At 65.9% G+C, this 17,697-nt stretch carries 16 protein-coding genes and 1 tRNA gene; 12 read left to right on the forward strand and 5 right to left on the reverse strand.

The window, feature by feature from the left end; translation table 11 throughout:
- The first annotated feature begins 3 nt into the window (after positions 1-3).
- The 5 genes from ACE10Z_RS23825 to ACE10Z_RS23845 all read left to right on the forward strand — a co-directional run bounded on the left by ACE10Z_RS23825 (position 4) and on the right by ACE10Z_RS23845 (position 2,978).
- A complete protein-coding gene (locus ACE10Z_RS23825; RefSeq protein ID WP_375782947.1) occupies positions 4-363 on the forward strand; it encodes a hypothetical protein in 360 nt (119 codons plus the stop codon).
- Between the two features lie 237 nt (positions 364-600).
- Positions 601-1,851, forward strand: coding sequence for a peptidoglycan-binding protein (locus tag ACE10Z_RS23830; protein ID WP_375782948.1), 1,251 nt, complete (start codon positions 601-603; stop codon positions 1,849-1,851).
- Complete coding sequence (locus ACE10Z_RS23835; protein WP_375782949.1) at positions 1,848-2,249, forward strand: hypothetical protein; 402 nt, start codon at positions 1,848-1,850, stop codon at positions 2,247-2,249. The genes ACE10Z_RS23830 and ACE10Z_RS23835 overlap by 4 nt, the downstream gene beginning before the upstream one ends.
- Positions 2,250-2,298: 49 nt before the next feature.
- Complete coding sequence (locus tag ACE10Z_RS23840) at positions 2,299-2,562, forward strand: hypothetical protein (protein ID WP_375782950.1); 264 nt, start codon at positions 2,299-2,301, stop codon at positions 2,560-2,562.
- Positions 2,559-2,978: a hypothetical protein gene (locus tag ACE10Z_RS23845; protein ID WP_375782951.1), complete on the forward strand. Its 420-nt coding sequence runs from the start codon at positions 2,559-2,561 to the stop codon at positions 2,976-2,978. The genes ACE10Z_RS23840 and ACE10Z_RS23845 overlap by 4 nt, the downstream gene beginning before the upstream one ends.
- Before the next feature lie 144 nt (positions 2,979-3,122).
- On the opposite strand, the gene ACE10Z_RS23850 is transcribed toward ACE10Z_RS23845, so the two are convergent.
- Positions 3,123-3,968, reverse strand: coding sequence for a hypothetical protein (locus ACE10Z_RS23850; RefSeq protein WP_375782952.1), 846 nt, complete (start codon positions 3,966-3,968; stop codon positions 3,123-3,125).
- Positions 3,969-4,002: 34 nt separating this feature from the next.
- Between ACE10Z_RS23850 and ACE10Z_RS23855 the strand changes: the two genes are divergently transcribed.
- A complete protein-coding gene (locus ACE10Z_RS23855) occupies positions 4,003-4,272 on the forward strand; it encodes a hypothetical protein (protein WP_375782953.1) in 270 nt (89 codons plus the stop codon).
- A 500-nt stretch (positions 4,273-4,772) separates the two neighbouring features.
- Here ACE10Z_RS23855 and ACE10Z_RS23860 read toward each other — a convergent pair whose 3' ends face one another.
- The 4 genes from ACE10Z_RS23860 to ACE10Z_RS23875 all read right to left on the reverse strand — a co-directional run bounded on the left by ACE10Z_RS23860 (position 4,773) and on the right by ACE10Z_RS23875 (position 6,077).
- The gene (locus tag ACE10Z_RS23860) at positions 4,773-4,979 is read right to left on the reverse strand and encodes a hypothetical protein (RefSeq protein WP_375782954.1); all 207 of its coding nucleotides are present in this window, start codon (positions 4,977-4,979) and stop codon (positions 4,773-4,775) included.
- Positions 4,980-5,016: 37 nt separating this feature from the next.
- Positions 5,017-5,361 (reverse strand): hypothetical protein, encoded by a 345-nt coding sequence (locus ACE10Z_RS23865; RefSeq protein WP_375782955.1) that lies wholly within the window; start codon positions 5,359-5,361, stop codon positions 5,017-5,019.
- The gene (locus ACE10Z_RS23870) at positions 5,358-5,807 is read right to left on the reverse strand and encodes a hypothetical protein (RefSeq protein WP_375782956.1); all 450 of its coding nucleotides are present in this window, start codon (positions 5,805-5,807) and stop codon (positions 5,358-5,360) included. Before ACE10Z_RS23870 ends, ACE10Z_RS23865 begins: the two co-directional genes overlap by 4 nt.
- Positions 5,808-6,000: 193 nt before the next feature.
- A tRNA-Arg gene (locus tag ACE10Z_RS23875) sits at positions 6,001-6,077 on the reverse strand.
- Positions 6,078-6,365: 288 nt separating this feature from the next.
- Between ACE10Z_RS23875 and ACE10Z_RS23880 the strand changes: the two genes are divergently transcribed.
- The 6 genes from ACE10Z_RS23880 (at position 6,366) to ACE10Z_RS23905 (ending at position 17,589) form a co-directional block, all read left to right on the forward strand.
- Complete coding sequence (locus ACE10Z_RS23880; RefSeq protein WP_375782957.1) at positions 6,366-11,573, forward strand: alpha-2-macroglobulin; 5,208 nt, start codon at positions 6,366-6,368, stop codon at positions 11,571-11,573.
- 98 nt (positions 11,574-11,671) lie between these two features.
- The gene (gene pbpC / locus ACE10Z_RS23885) at positions 11,672-13,780 is read left to right on the forward strand and encodes a penicillin-binding protein 1C (protein ID WP_375782958.1); all 2,109 of its coding nucleotides are present in this window, start codon (positions 11,672-11,674) and stop codon (positions 13,778-13,780) included.
- 61 nt (positions 13,781-13,841) lie between these two features.
- Entirely contained in the window at positions 13,842-15,587 is a 1,746-nt protein-coding gene (locus tag ACE10Z_RS23890) for an ArnT family glycosyltransferase (RefSeq protein ID WP_375782959.1), read from the forward strand.
- A complete protein-coding gene (locus tag ACE10Z_RS23895) occupies positions 15,588-16,433 on the forward strand; it encodes a phosphatase PAP2 family protein (RefSeq protein WP_375782960.1) in 846 nt (281 codons plus the stop codon). It begins immediately after the preceding gene.
- A 65-nt stretch (positions 16,434-16,498) separates the two neighbouring features.
- A complete protein-coding gene (locus tag ACE10Z_RS23900; protein WP_375782961.1) occupies positions 16,499-17,251 on the forward strand; it encodes a glycosyltransferase family 2 protein in 753 nt (250 codons plus the stop codon).
- Entirely contained in the window at positions 17,251-17,589 is a 339-nt protein-coding gene (locus ACE10Z_RS23905; protein ID WP_375782962.1) for a lipid-A-disaccharide synthase N-terminal domain-containing protein, read from the forward strand. Before ACE10Z_RS23900 ends, ACE10Z_RS23905 begins: the two co-directional genes overlap by 1 nt.
- The last annotated feature ends 108 nt before the right edge of the window (positions 17,590-17,697 follow it).

The following is a 17,697-nucleotide window of genomic DNA, read 5'->3' on the forward strand; positions in this document are numbered from 1 at the left end:
GTCATGGGATTCATAGAGCGAAACAATGCTGGTGAAATCGTCGGATGGTTTGGCTGCGAGCAGCCTGGCCGCGTCCTCGAGCAGGCCGCCGACGATGATCCGGCGGTCATTGCATTTCTGCATCCGCCGGCGCCGGCGCCGAGCTCCTGCACCAAACTTGGCTTGAAGCGGGCCTATGACGAGCTCGGCAATTGGGCCGTGGTCCGGGCAGCGATCGCGGCGGATGCCTCGGTCCAGGAGGAATGGAATCTCGCGACCGAGCTCCGGCGAACAGATCCTTTGGTGCAACGCATGATCGCGGTCCTCGGTCTCTCTGACGCGCAAGTCGACCAGCTCCTCATTCGCGCAAACGCCCTGGTGTGACCCGGTTCAAGTTTAGGCTGTAAGAAGGAAAGCAAATACCAACAAAGCTGCGGCGATGACGACGCAGCCGAGTATTGTGATCCAGTCGAGTTGTCTCTTCATATCGACACGGTGTGTTCTCGGCGGTCGAACACGTTGACATAAGTCAAGGTCGAATCGATCGGTGCCGATTTTCGCGCAAACGCCCTGGTCTGACCGGGCCGCGCTCCTCCGCTCCATCACAAAAGGACTATCACGATGACCAGCGCAGTCATTTCTGCGAGCGCTATCGATTTGCATGGAATCTCCCGCGCGACCTTTGACCTGATCGTCAGCGCCGAGGTCACCAGCCCGGCCTGGTATTCAAAGCGTCTGAGCGGCGCGACCTGGCCTGGCGAACAGTCCGGCGTGACGATCGCCTGCGGCTATGACGTCGGCCAGACGACGCGGCAGCAGTTCCTGGCCGATTGGTCGGGCAAGATCCCGGACGCGATGTTGAAGGCGCTGGCGAAGTGCTGCGGCGTCACAGGGCCGGCGGCGGAAAAGCTGGCGCACAAGCTGCGCGGGGTGGTCGATATCCCTTGGGACGTCGCGCTCGAGGTTTTCTCGAGCCATGACATCCCGCGCTATCTGGCGATCTGCCGGCGGCTGCTGCCGGGTTTCGACGAGCTCTCGCCGGATTGTAAGGGCGTCATCCTGTCGATCGCCTTTAACCGCGACGCCGGCGGCTTCAATAAGCCGGGGCCGCGCTGGTCGGAGATGCGGCAGATCAAGGCGGCGATCGGCAGCGGCGAGCTCGCCAAGGTCCCTGGCCTGATCCGGTCGATGAAACGGCTCTGGCCCGACAGCAAGGGGCTGCGCATCCGCCGCGACGACGAGGCGGCGCTATTCGAGCGCGGCCTAGCGACGTCGCATCCGCAGGAGCATGCCAAGCTGGCGACGACGCCGGCGCCGGTCGATCCGGAGGCCGTCGCGTATGTGCAGCGGCGGCTGCGCGAGCTCGGCTATTACGACGTCGGCCAGGTCGACGGCGAGCAATCGCCGCAGGGGCGGACCGAGGGAATGATCCTGGCTTATCGCAACGCTCGCGGCCTGCCGCTGACGCCTGCGATCGACGACCAGCTGATCGCCGAGCTCGGCAGGCCGCAGGCGCCGCGTCAGGTCGCCGAGACGCGGGCGAGCGCGACCGTCGAGGATCTCCGCGACGAGGGATCGCAGACAATCGCGCTGACCGATCGCGCCAAGGGATGGGCCGGCAAGATCTTCGGCAGCTCGACCGGCCTCGGCGGCGCCGGCGTGCTCGCCTGGCTCACTGACCGCGCGACGCAGGTCTCGGCCGCGAAGGACGCGGTCGGCGCGCTCGGCCTCACGCCTGGCGCGATCCAGGCGATCGCGATCGGCGTCGCCGCCCTGGTCGTCGTCGCCGGCGTCGGCGTCATGGTCTGGTTTGTCGCCGACCAGCTCGAGCGGCGCCGCCTGGCTGACTATCGCGCGGGGAAACACGCATGAGCTGGATCGTCGCAATCGTCATGCGCCTGGCGGGCCTCGCCGGCGTCAGCCTTTCGCCTTTTGCCGCCGGCGCGCTGTTCGCCGGCGGCCTGGCAGTCGTCGCCGGCGGCGCCGCGATCGCCGGCGGCGCGCATCTCTACAACGCCGGCTTTAGCTCGGCGGATGCCAAGTGCGAGGCGGCGCAGGTCGCCGAGCAGAATGCGCAATTGCAGGCGCGCCTCGCCGAGAAGGACCGCCAGCTCGTTTTCGCAAACGCCCTGCAGCAACGCGACGCCAAACGCGCCGCCGCGGCCGAGGCGCAGATCCAGTCTAATCAGGGGGCAATCGATGCAACGCCGGCTAATCCTAATCAGTGTTTTGATCGTGCCGCTTCTCGGCGGGTGCGCGGGGTTCGATAGCCAGGAGCGGCTGCAGTCTCCGCCTCCGGACGCGCCGAACATTCCGGCGTTGCCGGCGGACGTTGCGGGCTGCGAGCGCGCGCCGGTCGATACGCCGGATCGCAAGCTCGACGCGGGCGAGATCGAGCGGCTCTGGAAAACCGACCGCGCGGCGCTGGCAAAGGTCAACGCCTGCCTGCGGCGCGCCGTCTGCCAATACCAGGACGTCCGCGAGGGCATCGGCCGCGTCGAGGGCGTCGCCTGCGAGATCTCGCCGCCGGCGGAAAAGCCGGCGCACGGTTTCAGTCTGTTCAAGCGAAAGAAGGCGCAATGAGCGACGCGGTGACGTGGGGCGCGATCGTGGCGGCGATCGGCGCTCTGGCGACGATTGTCGGCTTCTGGACGCGGTATTCCGACCGCATCACCAAGTCCGAGGCTGCAGCGGCGGCCGCAGCAACGGCGGCGGCGGGCGCGGCCACCGCGGCGGCCGAGGTCAAGCGCGCGGCCGAGATCGCGATCGCCGACGCCAGGCGTGAGGCGCAGCAGGCGGCCGAGGAAGCCCGCACGCTCGCTGCAAAGCTCTACCAGGTCGAGATCTGGGCGCGGGACGAATTCGTCCGCAAGACGAGCTTCGAGAACGTCATCCGGCGGCTCGAGGCCGGCTTCGGCGAGCTGAAGAGCGACATCGGCGGCCGGCTAGATCGCATGACCGATCGGATCGAAACCATCAAGACCGGCACGTCGCACTAGCTCGAAATGTTCCGCATCGTTGTCGTCGTCGCGCTCAAGCTCGTCGTCTGCTTGACGCTTTCCTGCGTGGTGCTCGGCATCGTCGCCCAGCTCGGCGTCAGCGTGATCATGCGGCGGCAATGCGGGCTTCCGACTGTCCGCAGCCTAATGCGATGCCCGTCCCCCGAGAGGATTCCACGGCGTGTATTCGGCTATCTCATTCGCCGTAAAACTCCGGCGCTCTCGCAACGTCTCTACCACCACATAGCGAATCGGCTTCGCACTATCGCGGCAGCGTTCCTCGATCCGCTTCGCATAGACAAAGGGATCTTCCTCGAGCGGAACGCTGTAGATTTCGATCGGCGATCTATCGCTGGCAAAAGTGTGGATCCTGTCGGGCACAGGAATTTGCGATTTCATGTACCTGATCAGCTTCGGGTGCATGTCACCCCAATTTTTGCCCATCGCATAGTCCACAAAGCCATACGGCAGAGCAGCAATTTCTGCGATCTTCGCGGTGTCGATGTTTTTCGCCGCGTACGGCCCCGACAACAGTTCGCGCACGGCGATAGGGAAAAGAACGGCGAGCGCGTAGAGGAGCCCACTATGATCGTTTCGGGCATGGGCGCCTGCAGGTGTCGACCAATCGCTGATTTCCTGGACGGGGAGAACCATGCGCTTGATGAGTTCCTGAACTTCTTCCGGAGTGCTCGCGCGATCAATGCGCGGGTCAAGGATGTGAAGAAGTTCCTTGACCTGCACCATACGCTTTTCTTCAGGCGTCAGCGTTCGCGCGGTGTAAATGTCGGCGACCTTATAGGTCCATCCGTTGGCCTGGTATTCCCAGTGAACGATCGCGCCCTTCAGGACCTGGGTGTCCATGTCGGCGTCCCAGAAGTGGATTTCGTCCTTGATGCCCTGCTGTCGCAAGTAGTCGACGACGTGCTCAACCTCTACTGGGAGAGTCGTCCGCGCCGCAAATTCGTTGATGAGTTTGAGGAGAGCACTCACTGAACAGAGCTCCGATACGAAAAGAGCCCGGGTAATGAACCCGGGCTCTCATGCGAGTGATTCGGTAAAGCAAATATTACAGGTCGGCAACCAATTTGCGAATATCGACCTGAGGCCTTCCACTCCTGACAGCGGCGCCTGGCTCCAAGCCGTGGTCACGCTGATCGAGGAGGGAGCAAATTTCAGCGGTCATCATTTCGGGGCTGATGACTGCGGCGCCGCCGCGCATGAATTTGATGTTCCGGAGCTTTCGGTCCTGCCTGGAGAAGAGGCAGTCCAGCAAGCCGTCTTTCTCGTGAGTTGACATGGACTTAGCCCTCGTTTTCCGCCTAAACTCAGTTCCCATTACTTGCCTGGCGGTCAAGGCAAGAATGGGGCCGGGAAGGTTAACGGACCATTAATTCTCGTATGGCCAAACTGTGGCGTCAACCGATTTCCCGGAATCGATTTCTCGCTCACCCCCTTTAAAAGGGGCGATTGCCGTCGTTGTCAATGCGCTGGGTCACAGCCCGTTCCGTTTTGCGGCGATCGTGGTGAACGAGACCCACCCAAAATGGGCCGGGCTGGCCGGATTTCAAGGCGGGAACCCTGAGTTAGACCTTTCGCCGCAGCGCTATCGGGGCTCGGGATCGGGCCGAAACCCCGGGGGCATTCGCGGAACCTTTTCGGGATCTGAGCTATTGCAGGCCGGGCAGGGCGCGCCGGCGCCGCCGCAGGTGCAGGCGTGCGGGCCGGTCCAGGGCTGGTCCGGATGGTTCTCGCAAACCCAGCGCTCGCCTTCGCAGAGAATGCAGCGCGGCTCGGTCATCTCATCAGCTCGAACAACTTCTCGACCTCGCTCAGACGCAGCTTTGTTCCGGCCGGCATATGCTCGAGCAGCATGTGCCTGGTGCCGACCGCGATCCGGCCGCGCATGATGCCGTCCCGCTCGGCGTGATAGGCCCGCATGTCGGCCTCGAACTGGCGGGCGATCGCGGGTGGGATTTCGAGCGGCTTTCGGGTGATCGGCATGCCCGGAAGATAGGTATCCGGGGCGGATTTGCGATAATCAGTCCTGCCAGTGCCTCGGTCGTTTCCGTGGGCGCCGTTCGTCGCGTTCTTGGCTCTCACGGGCCTCCCGGATCTCGTCATCGGTCAGGGTCGGGCGAATGGCACTCCAGGCGAGCTTGACCCTTTGTTTGGCCTCCTCGTGGTCCTTGGCTAGTCCCCGGTGAGCCGGCGGCTGCGGTCTTCCTGGAAACGAGACGCCCCACGCGACACTCGGCCGGCCAGGTGGCAGACCGGTCTGCTGATGAATCCTTCCGATGCGGATCTCGTCCCAGATCACGACGTAGTCGCCCTCGGCGGTCTCGCCGCCGATCACGGTGCGGCGAAGCAGCAGCTGCTCGGTCATGGCATCTCGGATGTCGCCGGGCCGCGTCGCGCGAGCTGCAGCAGCTCGGCCGGCGGCCGCTTGCCTGCCTTGCGGCATTTCTCGCAGCGCAGCCGGCCGCAAAGATCGTGGATGCAGGTCGTTGCGACGTGGGGCAGCGCAGCGAGGTCGACCGCACGCGGCGTCTTGCAGCTCGAGCAGCGGATCTCCAGCCACGGGAAACCGGCGTTGACGGCCTGGTCGATTGAGGGCGATGGGTCGACCGGGCCGCCGTCGGCCCACATCCGTTCGTTCCAGCTCTGGCAGGCGAGGTCGTCGGCTTCGCGGATCAGCGCCTCGCCGGCGGCTCGCTTCTCGGCTGCGCGGGCGGCGAGGATCGTGGTCACCGCTCGGGCGCGCGCCAGCTCTTTCGTCAGCGCCTTGCGGTCGCCGCCGGAGAGGGGCGTCGGGTGATGTTTCGGGGCCATGCGCTTATGAGAACGCTTCTATTGTTGAGATGCAAACGTTCCGCAGAGCGAAATCGCTCCGGGGATTTCTCCGGGGATTCGGTGCCACCAACGCCGGCAAATTCCAGCATTGTCCCGCAAATGTTCTCGCATGAGAACGCTCAATTCCCGCCTGCGAAAGCTGCAAATCCCTTTGATGCATCGTGTTTTTTGTTGGCGATCCCGGCAGGATTCGAACCTGCAACCCGCGGAGTAGAAATCCGCTACTCTATCCAGTTGAGCTACGGGACCGTGGCCGCCTTGTAGCACCCGCAATATGAAAAATCCGCCTTTCCGCCAAGTCCGTCCGAACCGATTTTTGTGGTTAGACGACAAAGGCAAGCAGGGGTCCCGCCCTGTGTTGGCCAGACCGCCCGCCGAGCCGGCATGACGCTGCCGCTGGGGCCGGTCGAAGGAATGTCGGCAATGCAATCTGCGACGTTTTCGTCCGTTCATGTCGGCGCCTTCACTCCGTCACCTTTTCGCGCGTTTTTTAACCCCAACGCGGTGGTCGACCGCGGGGCGTTCAGGAGCTCCATCATGATCGGATTGGTTCGTGCGGCCGCAGTTTGCGCCACGCTGGCGCTCGGCCTGGTGAGCGCCCAGGCTGCGGACAAGACCTTCAAGCGCGACGATCTCGCAGATTCCGCGATCAAGCTGGAGGCCCAGATCAAGAGCGAAGCGGGCGCGGTCAACAAGTCGGCCGCGACCTTGCGCACCGACGCGGACGCCGCCTTCAGGCGCAATGATTTCCGCGGCGGGCTCACGATCCTCGGCCAGATCGCGGCAACCGCGCCCGAGGACGGCGCCAACTGGCTGCGGCTTGCCAGGACCGTCTTCCAGATCCGGTCGGCCAGCTCCAACGAACAGACCTTCCTGATGGAGCGCGCCTCCACCGCCGCCTACATCGCCTATCAGCGCGCCGGCAATGCGGGCGAGGAGGCCGATTCGTTGGCCGTGCTCGGCAAGGCGCTCGCGGAGCGCAAGCTGTGGCGTCCGGCGCTCGATGCGCTGCGGCTGTCCCTCGACCTGCGCGAGGTGGCCGATGTGCGGGGCCAATATGAGAAGATGCGCGACGAGCATGGCTTCCGGCTGCTCGACTATACCGTCGATTCCGACGCGGCCTCGCCGCGGGCCTGCTTCCAGTTCTCGGAGGAGCTCGCCAAGCGGGTCGACTTCGCGCCGTATCTCGCGCTGGCCGGCACCGACAAGCCGGCTCTGTCGGCGGAAGGCCAGCAGCTCTGCGTCGACGGGCTGAAGCACGGCGAGCGCTACAACATCAATCTACGCGCCGGCCTGCCGTCGACCGTCAAAGAGACCCTGCCGAAATCCGCCGAGTTCAACATCTATGTCCGCGACCGCAAGCCGTTCGTGCGGTTCACGGGGAGAGCCTACGTGCTGCCGCGGACCGGACAGCGCGGTATCCCGGTGGTCAGCGTCAACACGCCGGCGGTCACGGTCAACGTGTTCCGGATCGGCGACCGCAACCTGATCAACACCGTGATCGACAGCGACTTCCAGAGCACGCTGAGCCGCTATCAGCTCTCCGATCTCGGCGACCAGCGTGGCGTCAAGGTGTGGTCCGGCGAGCTCGCCACCGCCACCACGCTGAACCAGGACGTCGTGACCGCATTTCCGGTCGACCAGGCGCTCGGCGACCTGCAGCCGGGTGTCTACGTCATGACCGCTGCGGCCAAGGGGCCGGGCAGTGACGACGATGGCACGCTGGCGACGCAATGGTTCATTGTCTCCGACATGGGCCTGTCGGCGTTCTCGGGCAACGACGGTATCCACGTCTTCGTCAACTCGCTGGCCTCGACCGAACCGGTCGCCAATGCCGAAGTGAAGCTGGTCGCCCGCAACAACGAGATCCTGGCCACCCGCAAGACCGATGCAGCGGGTCATGTGCTGTTCGAGCAGGGGCTGGCGCGCGGCGAGGGCGGATTGTCGCCGGCGCTGCTGACGGTGACGGGCGAAAAGGCCGACTACGCCTTCCTGAGCCTGAAGACCAACGCCTTCGACCTCACCGACCGCGGCGTCGCAGGGCGCGCAATCCCGGCCGGCGCGGACGCCTTCGTCTACGCCGAGCGCGGCGTCTACCGTTCCAACGAGACCGTCTACCTGACCGCGCTGCTGCGCGACGGACAGGGCAACGCCCTGACCGGGACACCGCTGACCATGGTGATCGAGCGGCCCGACGGCGTCGAATTCCGCCGCACCGTGCTGCCCGACCAGGGCGCCGGCGGCCGGATGCTGGCGGTGGCGCTCAATTCCGCGGTGCCGACCGGGACCTGGCGGGCGCGCGTCTTTACCGACCCCAAGGGCTCGTCGGTCGGCGAGACCACCTTCATGGTCGAGGATTACATCCCCGAACGGATCGAATTCGATCTGACCAGCAAGGAGAAGGTCATCAAAGCTGAAGTTCCAGTGGAACTTGAGGTCTCCGGCCATTTCCTCTATGGCGCGCCGGCCTCGGGCCTGCAGCTCGAAGGCGACATGCTGGTTGCGCCCGCGGCGGCCGGCCGGCCCGGCTATGCCGGCTACCAGTTCGGCGTCGACGACGAGCAGACCGCGAGCAACGAGCGGACCCCGATCGAGGACCTGCCGGAGGCCGACGCCAATGGCGCGGCCAGCTTCCCGGTCAAGCTCGAGAAGGTCCCGGCCTCGACCCGGCCGCAGGAGGCCCAGATATTCATCCGCATGGCGGAGACCGGCGGCCGCTCGGTCGAGCGCAAGATCGTGCTGCCGGTGGCCCCAGTGGCCTCGCTGATCGGCGTCAAGCCGCTGTTCGGCGACAAGAGCGTGGCCGAAGGCGACAAGGCCGAGTTCGACGTCGTGTTCGTCGCGCCCGACGGCAAGCAGCTGTCGCGCAGCGGGCTGCGCTACGAGCTGCTGAAGCTGGAGTCGCGTTACCAGTGGTACCGGCAGAATTCGTCCTGGCAGTATGAGCCCGTCAAGTCGACCCGCCGCGTCGCCGACGGCGATGTCAATCTCGCCGCCGACAAGCCGATGCGCCTGACCTTCCAGCCGCAGCCCGGCCGCTACCGGCTCGATGTGAAATCAACCGACGCCGACGGTCCGGTGACTTCGGTGCAGTTCGATGTCGGCTGGTATTCGGACGGCAGCGCCGACACGCCCGACCTGCTCGAAACCTCGATCGACAGACCGGAATATCAGTCCGGCGACACCATGACGGTGTCGGTCAACGCGCGCACATCAGGCAAGCTGACCGTCTATGTGCTGGGCGACCGCCTGCTGACGACCCAGAGCGTCGACGTCAAGGAGGGCACGCAGCAGGTCAAGTTATCGGTCGGCAAGGACTGGGGCACCGGCGCTTACGTCATGACGACGCTGCGACGTCCGCTCGATGCCGCCGCCGGGCGCATGCCGGGCCGCGCGATCGGGCTGAAATGGTTCGGCATCGACAAGAAGGCACGCACGCTGGCCGTCGAGCTTTCGCCGCCCGCATTGGTGCGGCCGGGCACGGCGCTGAAGATCCCGGTCAAGCTCGGCGGGCTCAATCCCGGCGAAGACGCCAAGGTCGTGCTGGCCGCGGTCGATGTCGGCATTCTCAATTTGACCAACTACAAGCCGCCGGCGCCGGATGACTACTATCTCGGTCAGCGCCGCCTGACTGCCGAGATCCGTGACCTCTACGGCCAACTGATCGACGGCATGCAGGGCACAACCGGCCAGATCCGGAGCGGCGGTGACGCCGCCGGTGCCGAGCTGCAGGGCTCGCCGCCGACACAGAAACCGCTGGCGCTCTATTCCGGCATCGTCACGGTCGGCCCTGACGGCACCGCCGAGGTGAGCTTCGACATCCCCGAATTCGCCGGCACGGCGCGGGTGATGGCGGTGGCGTGGAGCGCCACCAAGCTCGGCCGCGCCAATGTTGACGTGATCGTGCGCGATCCCGTGGTGGTGACCGCGACACTGCCGCGTTTCCTGCTGACCGGTGACAAGGGCACCATCAGCATGGATATCGACAACGTCGAAGGCGCCGCCGGCGACTACGCCATCAGCGTCAAGGCGAGCGGCCCGATCAAGGCTTCGGGCAATCCGACCACGACGGTGAAGCTCGCCGCCAAGCAGCGCACCTCGCTGTCGCTCGGCCTCGAGGCCGGCGGCGCGGGTCGGGCCGATTTCGACGTCGACATATCAGGGCCGAACGGGATGACGCTGGCGCGGCACTACGCGCTCGACGTCAAGCCGGCGACCCAGGTGCTGGCGCGCCGCTCGATCCGCACGCTGGCGAAGGGCGAGAGCCTGACGCTGACCTCGGACATGTTCTCCGATCTGGTGCCGGGCACCGGCAGCGTCTCGATCTCGGCGAGCCTGTCGACCGCGCTCGATGCGGCGAGCATCCTGAAGGCGCTCGACCGCTACCCGTATGGTTGCTCCGAGCAGATCACGAGCCGCGCCTTGCCGCTGCTCTATGTCAACGATCTCGCCGCCGGCGCCCATCTTGCAATGGACACCGCGGTCGACCAGCGCATCCGCGACGCGATCGAGCGGTTGCTCGCTCGACAAGGATCGAATGGCTCGTTCGGCCTGTGGTCGGCCGGCGGCGACGACGCCTGGCTCGACGCCTACGTCACGGACTTCCTGACCCGGGCTCGCGAAAAGGGCTTTGCGGTGCCGGACGTGCTGTTCAAGAACGCACTTGACCGCGTCAGGAACTCGGTCGTCAATGCCAACGAGCCGGAGAAGGACGGTGGCCGCGATCTGGCCTACGGCCTCTACGTGCTTGCGCGCAACGGCGCCGCGCCGATCGGCGACCTGCGCTATCTTGCCGATACCAAGCTGAACAATCTGGCGACGCCGATCTCCAAGGCGCAGCTTGCCGCGGCGCTGGCGCTGGTCGGCGACAAGGCGAGGGCCGAGCGGGTCTATGGCGCCGCACTCGACGCGCTGAACCCGAAACCGGTGATCGAGTTCGGCCGGGTCGATTACGGCTCGGCGCTGCGCGATGCGGCGGCGCTGGTCTCGCTCGCGGGCGAGGGCAATGCGCCGCGCACCACGCTGACGCAGGCCGTGCTGAGAGTGGAAGCGGCGCGGGGGCTGTCGCCCTACACCTCGACGCAGGAGAATGCGTGGATGGTGCTGGCGGCGCGTGCGCTCGCCAAGGAAGCGCTGGCGCTCGACATCAACGGCCAGCCGGTCAAGACCGCGGTCTATCGCAGCTACAAGGCCGAGGAGATGACGGGCCAGCCGCTCAAGATCACCAATACCGGCGATGCACCGGTGCAGGCGGTGATCTCGGTGTCGGGCTCGCCGGTGACGCCGGAGCCGGCGGCTTCCAACGGCTTCAAGATCGAGCGCAGCTATTTCACGCTCGACGGCAAGCCGGCGGATGTCGCCAAGGCGAAACAGAATGACCGCTTCGCGGTTGTCCTGAAGGTGACGGAAGCCAAACCGGAATTCGGGCACGTCATGGTGGCCGACTATCTTCCGGCCGGGCTCGAGATCGACAACCCGAACTTGGTGTCTTCGGGCGATTCCGGCACGCTCGAGTGGATCGAGGACGGTGTCGAGCCGAAGAACACCGAGTTCCGCGATGACCGCTTCACCGCGGCGATCGACCGGGGCGCCAACGACAAGTCGGTGTTCACGGTCGCCTATGTCGTGCGCGCGGTGTCGCCGGGCAAATATGTGCTGCCGCAGGCCTATGTCGAGGACATGTACAACCCCTCGCGCTACGGCCGCAGCGGCACCGGCGCGGTCGAGGTGAAGCCGGCGAAATGAGTGATCGTGGAATGAGCAAGGACGCGCGTCCAAAACTCTTCTCGTCATGGCCGGGCTTGACCCGGCCATCCAGGGACGCGTCCGTTGGCAAGAAAGACGTGGATGCCCGGGTCAAGCCCGGGCATGACAAGCGTGGCGGGCGGTTGGCGCTTCGCGTCGTCGGCGCTGTTGCGATCGTGCTTGTCATGGTTGCTGCGGCCTTCGCAGCCTGGGTCGCCTCGCTCGGGCCGCTGCCGCTTGCGCAGGCGCAGCAGGTCTCGACCACCGTCATCGACCGAAATGGAAAACTGTTGCGCGCCTATGCGATGGCGGATGGGCGCTGGCGGTTACCGGTCGACGCCAAGACATCGGTCGATCCCACCTATCTGAAGCTGCTGTTCGCCTATGAGGACAAGCGCTTCTATGAGCATCATGGCGTCGACCCGCTGGCGCTGTCGCGTGCAGGATTCCAGCTGCTCACGAGCGGCCATATCGTCTCTGGCGGTTCGACCATCACGATGCAGCTGGCGCGGCTGATCGAGCCGCGGCATCAACGCTCGGTCTATGCAAAGCTGCGGCAGATGGTGCGCGCGGTCGAACTGGAGCGGCAGCTCTCCAAGGATCAGATCCTCGATCTCTATCTCGCGCTGGCGCCGTTCGGCGGCAATCTCGAAGGCGTGCGCGCCGCCTCGATCGCCTATTTCGGCAAGGAGCCGAAGCGGCTCTCGCTTGCCGAGGCCGCATTGCTGGTGGCGCTGCCGCAATCGCCGGAGCGGCGGCGGCTCGATCGCTATCCGGAAACTGCGCATGCCGCGCGCGACCGTGTGCTCGACCGCATGGTCGAGGACGGCGTGGTGTCGAAGGACTACGCCGCGCAGGCCCGGGCCACGCCTGTGCCGAAGATGCGCAAGCAGATCCCGATCCTGGCGCCGCATTCGTCCGATCAGGCGATCGCGACGATGAAGGATGCGCCCGTCATCAAGCTGACGCTCGATGCCTCGCTGCAACGGAACCTGGAGGCGCTGGCGCGCGATCGCGCCATCGCGCAAGGACCTGACGTCTCGGTTGCGATCGTCGTGGTCGACAACGAGACGGGTGACGTGCTCGCCCGCGTCGGCTCGGCGGACTATTTCGACGAGCGGCGGGCCGGGCAGGTCGACATGACACGCGCGGTGCGCTCGCCGGGATCGACGCTTAAGCCGTTCATCTACGGCCTCGCTTTCGAAGACGGTTTTGTTCATCCCGACAGTTTGATCGAGGATCGGCCGATACGGTTCGGCTCCTATGCGCCGGAAAATTTCGACATGACGTTCCAGGGCACGGTGCCGATCCGCAAGGCGCTGCAATTGTCGCTGAACGTGCCGGCGATCGCGCTGCTCGACCGGGTCGGCGCGAGCCGGCTGTCGTCGCGGCTCAAGCAGGCCGGCACCAATCTTGTGCTGCCGAAGGATGAGGCACCGGGCCTTGCGATGGGGCTCGGCGGCGTCGGCATCACGCTGCAGGATCTCGCCCAGCTCTATTCCGGCCTGGCGCGGCTCGGTGCTACCAAGCCGCTGCGCGAGATCGTGCAGGCGAATGACAGCCGCGACACGATGCGGCTGATGGATCAGGCGGCGGCCTGGCAAGTCGGCAATGTCCTGCTCGGCACGCCGCCGCCGGAGAACGGCGTGCACAACCGGATCGCGTTCAAGACCGGCACCAGCTATGGCTATCGTGATGCCTGGTCGGTCGGCTTCGATGGCCGCATCACGATCGGCGTCTGGGTCGGCCGTCCGGACGGCGCGCCGGTGCCGGGCCTGGTTGGGCGCACGGCGGCGGCGCCGATCCTGTTCGATGCCTTTGCGCGCACCGGGAATATCCCGGCGGCGTTGCCGAAGCCGCCGCGTGGCGTGCTGGTCGCCTCCAACGCAAAACTGCCGCCGCCGCTGCGCCGGTTCCGGCCGCTCGGCGAACTGGTCCGCAGCGGCAACGACCAGGCGCCACACATCCAGTTTCCGCTGAACGGCTCACGCATCGACGTCGATCAATCCGAGGGCGGTCATGCGGCGATGCCGGTCAAGGTCGCCGGCGGGGTGCTGCCGCTGACGGTACTCGTGAACGGTGTGTCAGCCGGGGACATCGACAGCCGTCGGCAGCGCCTGATCGACCCGCCCGGGCCGGGCTTCGCGCGGCTCACGGTCATCGACGCCACGGGGGCAGCGGATACCGTTGTGATCCGCGTGCAATGATCGCGCGGGAAAGCGGAACAGCACGGTTGTTTGCGCTGCGGTTTCATCGTATGCGAAACCTATGGTGGATAGCCTCCAACCCCGGCGCTTCGGAGCAGGGCAACAGTCTGTAAAACCTGCGCATTCGAGCCGCAGGCTGTTCATGGCGTTCGAGTTCGCGACGGCCAGCCAATGGCGTTCGATCCTGTTCCTAACGCTGACCTGCCTGGTTCTGTTCCTGCCGGGCTTCTTCACCATCCCGCCGATCGACCGCGATGAGGTGCGCTTTGCCCAGGCCACCAAGCAGATGGTCGAGAGCGGCGACTTCGTCGACATCCGCTTCCAGGACGACGTTCGCTACAAGAAACCGGTCGGCATCTACTGGATGCAGGCGGCGGCGCTGAAGACGATTTCCGCGCTCGGGGTGCCGCGTGCCCAGGTCCGCATCTGGGTCTACCGCCTGCCGTCCCTGATCGGCGCCATCGGCGCCGTTTTGCTGACTTACTGGACGGCGCTAGCGTTCGTGACGCGACAGGGGGCGGTGCTGGCTGCCTTGATGATGGCAAGCTGCGTGCTGCTTGGCGTCGAAGCGCGGCTCGCCAAAACCGACGCCATGCTGTTGCTGACGGTCACCGCGGCGATGGGCGCGATGGCGCGGGTGTATCTGTCCTGGCAACGCGGCGAAGACCCGGCGCATCCATCATGGGCCCCGCCTGCGATCTTCTGGACGGCGCTGGCGGTCGGCATCCTGCTCAAGGGCCCGCTGATCCTGATGTTCGTCGGCCTTGCCATGGCCGGGCTTGCGATCCTCGATCGATCGGCGGCCTGGTTCTGGCGCATGCGCCCGGTCTGGGGCCTGATGTGGACCCTGGTGCTGGTGCTGCCGTGGTTCGTGCTGATCTTCCTGCGCGCCGGCGAGACCTTCTTTGCCGACTCGGTCGGTGGCGACATGCTGAGCAAGCTCGGGGCGCAGGAGTCGCACGGCGCGCCGCCCGGGCTGTATCTGCTGCTGTTCTGGATCACGTTCTGGCCCGGCGCGCCGCTGGCCGCCTTGGCGGCTCCGGCGGTCTGGCGCGCGCGGCGCGAGCCTGGTGCCCAGTTTCTGCTCGCCTGGTTGATCCCGTCCTGGATCGTGTTCGAGGCGGTGCTGACCAAGCTGCCGCATTACGTGCTGCCGCTCTATCCGGCGATCGCGATCCTGACCGTCGGCGCGCTGGAGCGGCGTGTGCTGTCGCGTTCCCCCTGGTTGTTGCGCGGCGCCGCCTGGTGGTTCGCTATCCCCGCTTTCGGCGCCGTGCTGGTGATCGTCGGCGCCATCAAGGCGATCCATCAGCCGGTGTTTCCGGCCTGGCCGTTGTTCGCGGTGGCGATGGTGTTCGGCCTGATCGCCTGGTGGATGTTCGAGGACAGCCGCGCCGAGCGCTCGCTGCTCAATGCGGTGATCGCCGCGGCGCTGATGGCGGGCGCAACCTATGGCGTGGTGCTGCCGCGGCTCACCACCGTGTTTCCGAGCCAGGAGGTCGCGCGCGCGCTGCGCAATGTGACCTGCGTCGGCCCGAAGGCGGCGGCTGCCGGCTTCCACGAGCCGAGCCTCGTGTTCATGACCGATACCTCAACGCTGCTCACCGACGGATCGGGCGCCGCGGATTTCCTGGGGCAGGGCTCCTGCCGCTTCGCTCTGGTCGAACAGCGCTCCGAGCGCGCCTTCGTGCAACGCGCCGAGGCGATCGGCCTACGCTACAACGCGCCAGTGCGGATCGATGGCTATAACATCTCGCAGGGCAAGGCCGTTTCGATCGCGATCTTCCGTTCCGAAGGGACGGAGTGAATGTCGGCGCCGCCAGCCACCGCGGAATCCGTCAACTATTTCGGACGATTGCTGACGCTGGTCTGGCTATCCTTTGCCCAGCTCGTGCGCGCGCCGTCGCATTCGCGCCGGGCCGAGGCGGCGCGACGCTCCGCGCGCCACGCGCTCTTGCTCGTCGTCGTCACTGGTGCCGTGATCATCACGCTGATGTATGCGGTCGATGTCGCCGAGATCAGCCTGATGCCGCCGCGCGGCACGCCAGGTCTCTGGTGGGTGAAGATACTCACCGATTTCGGCAAGGACGAGTATGTGCTGTGCACGCTTGGCCTGCTGCTGATCGCGGTCGCGGTGGCAGCGCCTGCGCTGCGCGGTGTGCCGCGCGCTACCTTGCTCGGCCTCGGAACGAGGCTGCAATACCTGTTCCTGTCGGTCGCGCTGTCCGTGACGGTGGGCGAACTGATCAAGTGGACCGTCGGCCGCGGGCGACCGTTCGTCGGCGGCAAGGCCAATGCCTTCAACTTCCAGCACTTCGCCGGCACCGAGGCCTATTCGAGTTTTCCGTCGGGACATTCGATCACGGCATTCGCGCTGGCTTTCGCCGTGTCGGCGCTATGGCCACGCGCGCGGGTCGCGATGCTGGTCTATGCGCTGATCATCATCGCGACGCGGCTCGTGCTGCTGGCTCATCACCCGAGCGACGTGGTGGCCGGCGCGCTGGTCGGCGTGATTGGCGCGATGGCGGTGCGCTACTGGTTCGCCGCCCGCCGCCTTGGTTTCGCCATCGATCGCGATGGCACCGTGATGGCGCTGTCAGGACCGTCGGAAGGGCGCCTCAAAAGGGTTGCGAGGAACGCCTTCGCCCCATAAAAGCGGTCGCCCGACGGCCGGATCGGGCGGGTTCCAGCCACTGCCAACCAACCAAGAGTACCGATTTGCCTGCTCCCGACCAGACGCCGGTCGCCGTTTCCATCGTCGTGCCTGTGCGCAACGAGGCGGACAATATCGCGCCGCTGATCGCCGAGATCGCGGCGGCGCTCGACGGACGCTGGGCCTACGAGATCGTCTACGTCGATGACGGCTCGACGGATGCCACCGGCGAACGGCTGAGCGCGATCATGGCGCAGCGGCCCAACCTCCGGCAACTCCGCCACACCGTCTCGTCGGGCCAGTCCGCCGCCGTGCGTAGCGGCGTGCGCGCCGCGCGCGGGGCGATCGTGGCAACGCTTGACGGGGACGGCCAGAACGATCCGGCCTTCCTGCCCAAGCTGATCGCGGCGATCGAGAGCGGCAATGGCCGGGTCGGCCTCGCCGCGGGCCAGCGCGTCGGACGCAAGGACACCGGCTTCAAGAAGCTGCAATCGAGAATCGCCAACGCCGTGCGCGGCATCATCCTGCGCGACGGCACCCGCGACACCGGGTGTGGCCTGAAGGCGTTTCCGCGCGAGGTGTTTCTGGCGATGCCCTATTTCGACGGGCTGCATCGTTTCCTTCCGGCGCTGGTCCGCCGCGAGGGGCTCGCGATCGCCTATGTCGATGTCGTCGACCGCCCGCGCCATTCCGGCGTGTCGAACTATGGATTCTTCGACCGGCTCTGGATCGGGATCATGGATCTCGGTGGCGTGTGGTGGCTGATCCGCCGCAAGAAGCCGACGCCGGTCGTCACTGAAGTGACTGAGGTGAAGTGATGCTGATTCAGTTCGGCCAGGCGCTGAGCGCCTACTTCTACGACGTGTTCGTGGCCAAGTTCGATTTCTGGCTGGCGTTCGGCCTGATTGCGCAATTGCTCTTCACCGCGCGTTTTCTGGTGCAGTGGATTTCCAGCGAGCGCGCCGGCCAGAGCGTGGTGCCGATGGCGTTCTGGTTCTTCTCGATGGGCGGCGGTCTGATGACGCTGATCTACGGCATCGCCAAGCGCGAGCCCGTCATCATCATCGGGCAGGGCTTCGCCACGCTGATCTACATCCGCAACATCATGCTGATCGTGAAGAACCACGCCAAGGCGTCGAAGACGCTCGACAGCTGATCCTCGCGGTTGTCGGCGCGGCGAGCGGTATGCTGGGCCTCCTCGCCAATCGCGACGGATTGCGGCATCGGGCTCCACGCGGCACGGACCGCATCTCTATTACGAGGT

This window comes from Bradyrhizobium sp. Pha-3, from assembly GCF_042258615.1.
Classification (GTDB): Bacteria; Pseudomonadota; Alphaproteobacteria; order Rhizobiales; family Xanthobacteraceae; genus Bradyrhizobium.

Excerpts from the sequence above, each read along its gene's own strand:
- ACE10Z_RS23825 (WP_375782947.1), top strand. The coding sequence starts at position 4 with ATGGGATTCATAGAGCGAAACAATGCTGGTGAAATCGTCGGATGGTTT.
- ACE10Z_RS23830 (WP_375782948.1), top strand. The coding sequence starts at position 601 with ATGACCAGCGCAGTCATTTCTGCGAGCGCTATCGATTTGCATGGAATC.
- ACE10Z_RS23835 (WP_375782949.1), top strand. The coding sequence starts at position 1,848 with ATGAGCTGGATCGTCGCAATCGTCATGCGCCTGGCGGGCCTCGCCGGC.
- ACE10Z_RS23845 (WP_375782951.1), top strand. The coding sequence starts at position 2,559 with ATGAGCGACGCGGTGACGTGGGGCGCGATCGTGGCGGCGATCGGCGCT.
- ACE10Z_RS23855 (WP_375782953.1), top strand. The coding sequence starts at position 4,003 with ATGAACCCGGGCTCTCATGCGAGTGATTCGGTAAAGCAAATATTACAG.
- ACE10Z_RS23860 (WP_375782954.1), bottom strand. The coding sequence starts at position 4,979 with ATGCCGATCACCCGAAAGCCGCTCGAAATCCCACCCGCGATCGCCCGC.
- ACE10Z_RS23865 (WP_375782955.1), bottom strand. The coding sequence starts at position 5,361 with ATGACCGAGCAGCTGCTGCTTCGCCGCACCGTGATCGGCGGCGAGACC.
- ACE10Z_RS23870 (WP_375782956.1), bottom strand. The coding sequence starts at position 5,807 with ATGGCCCCGAAACATCACCCGACGCCCCTCTCCGGCGGCGACCGCAAG.
- ACE10Z_RS23880 (WP_375782957.1), top strand. The coding sequence starts at position 6,366 with ATGATCGGATTGGTTCGTGCGGCCGCAGTTTGCGCCACGCTGGCGCTC.
- ACE10Z_RS23890 (WP_375782959.1), top strand. The coding sequence starts at position 13,842 with ATGGTGGATAGCCTCCAACCCCGGCGCTTCGGAGCAGGGCAACAGTCT.
- ACE10Z_RS23895 (WP_375782960.1), top strand. The coding sequence starts at position 15,588 with ATGTCGGCGCCGCCAGCCACCGCGGAATCCGTCAACTATTTCGGACGA.
- ACE10Z_RS23905 (WP_375782962.1), top strand. The coding sequence starts at position 17,251 with ATGCTGATTCAGTTCGGCCAGGCGCTGAGCGCCTACTTCTACGACGTG.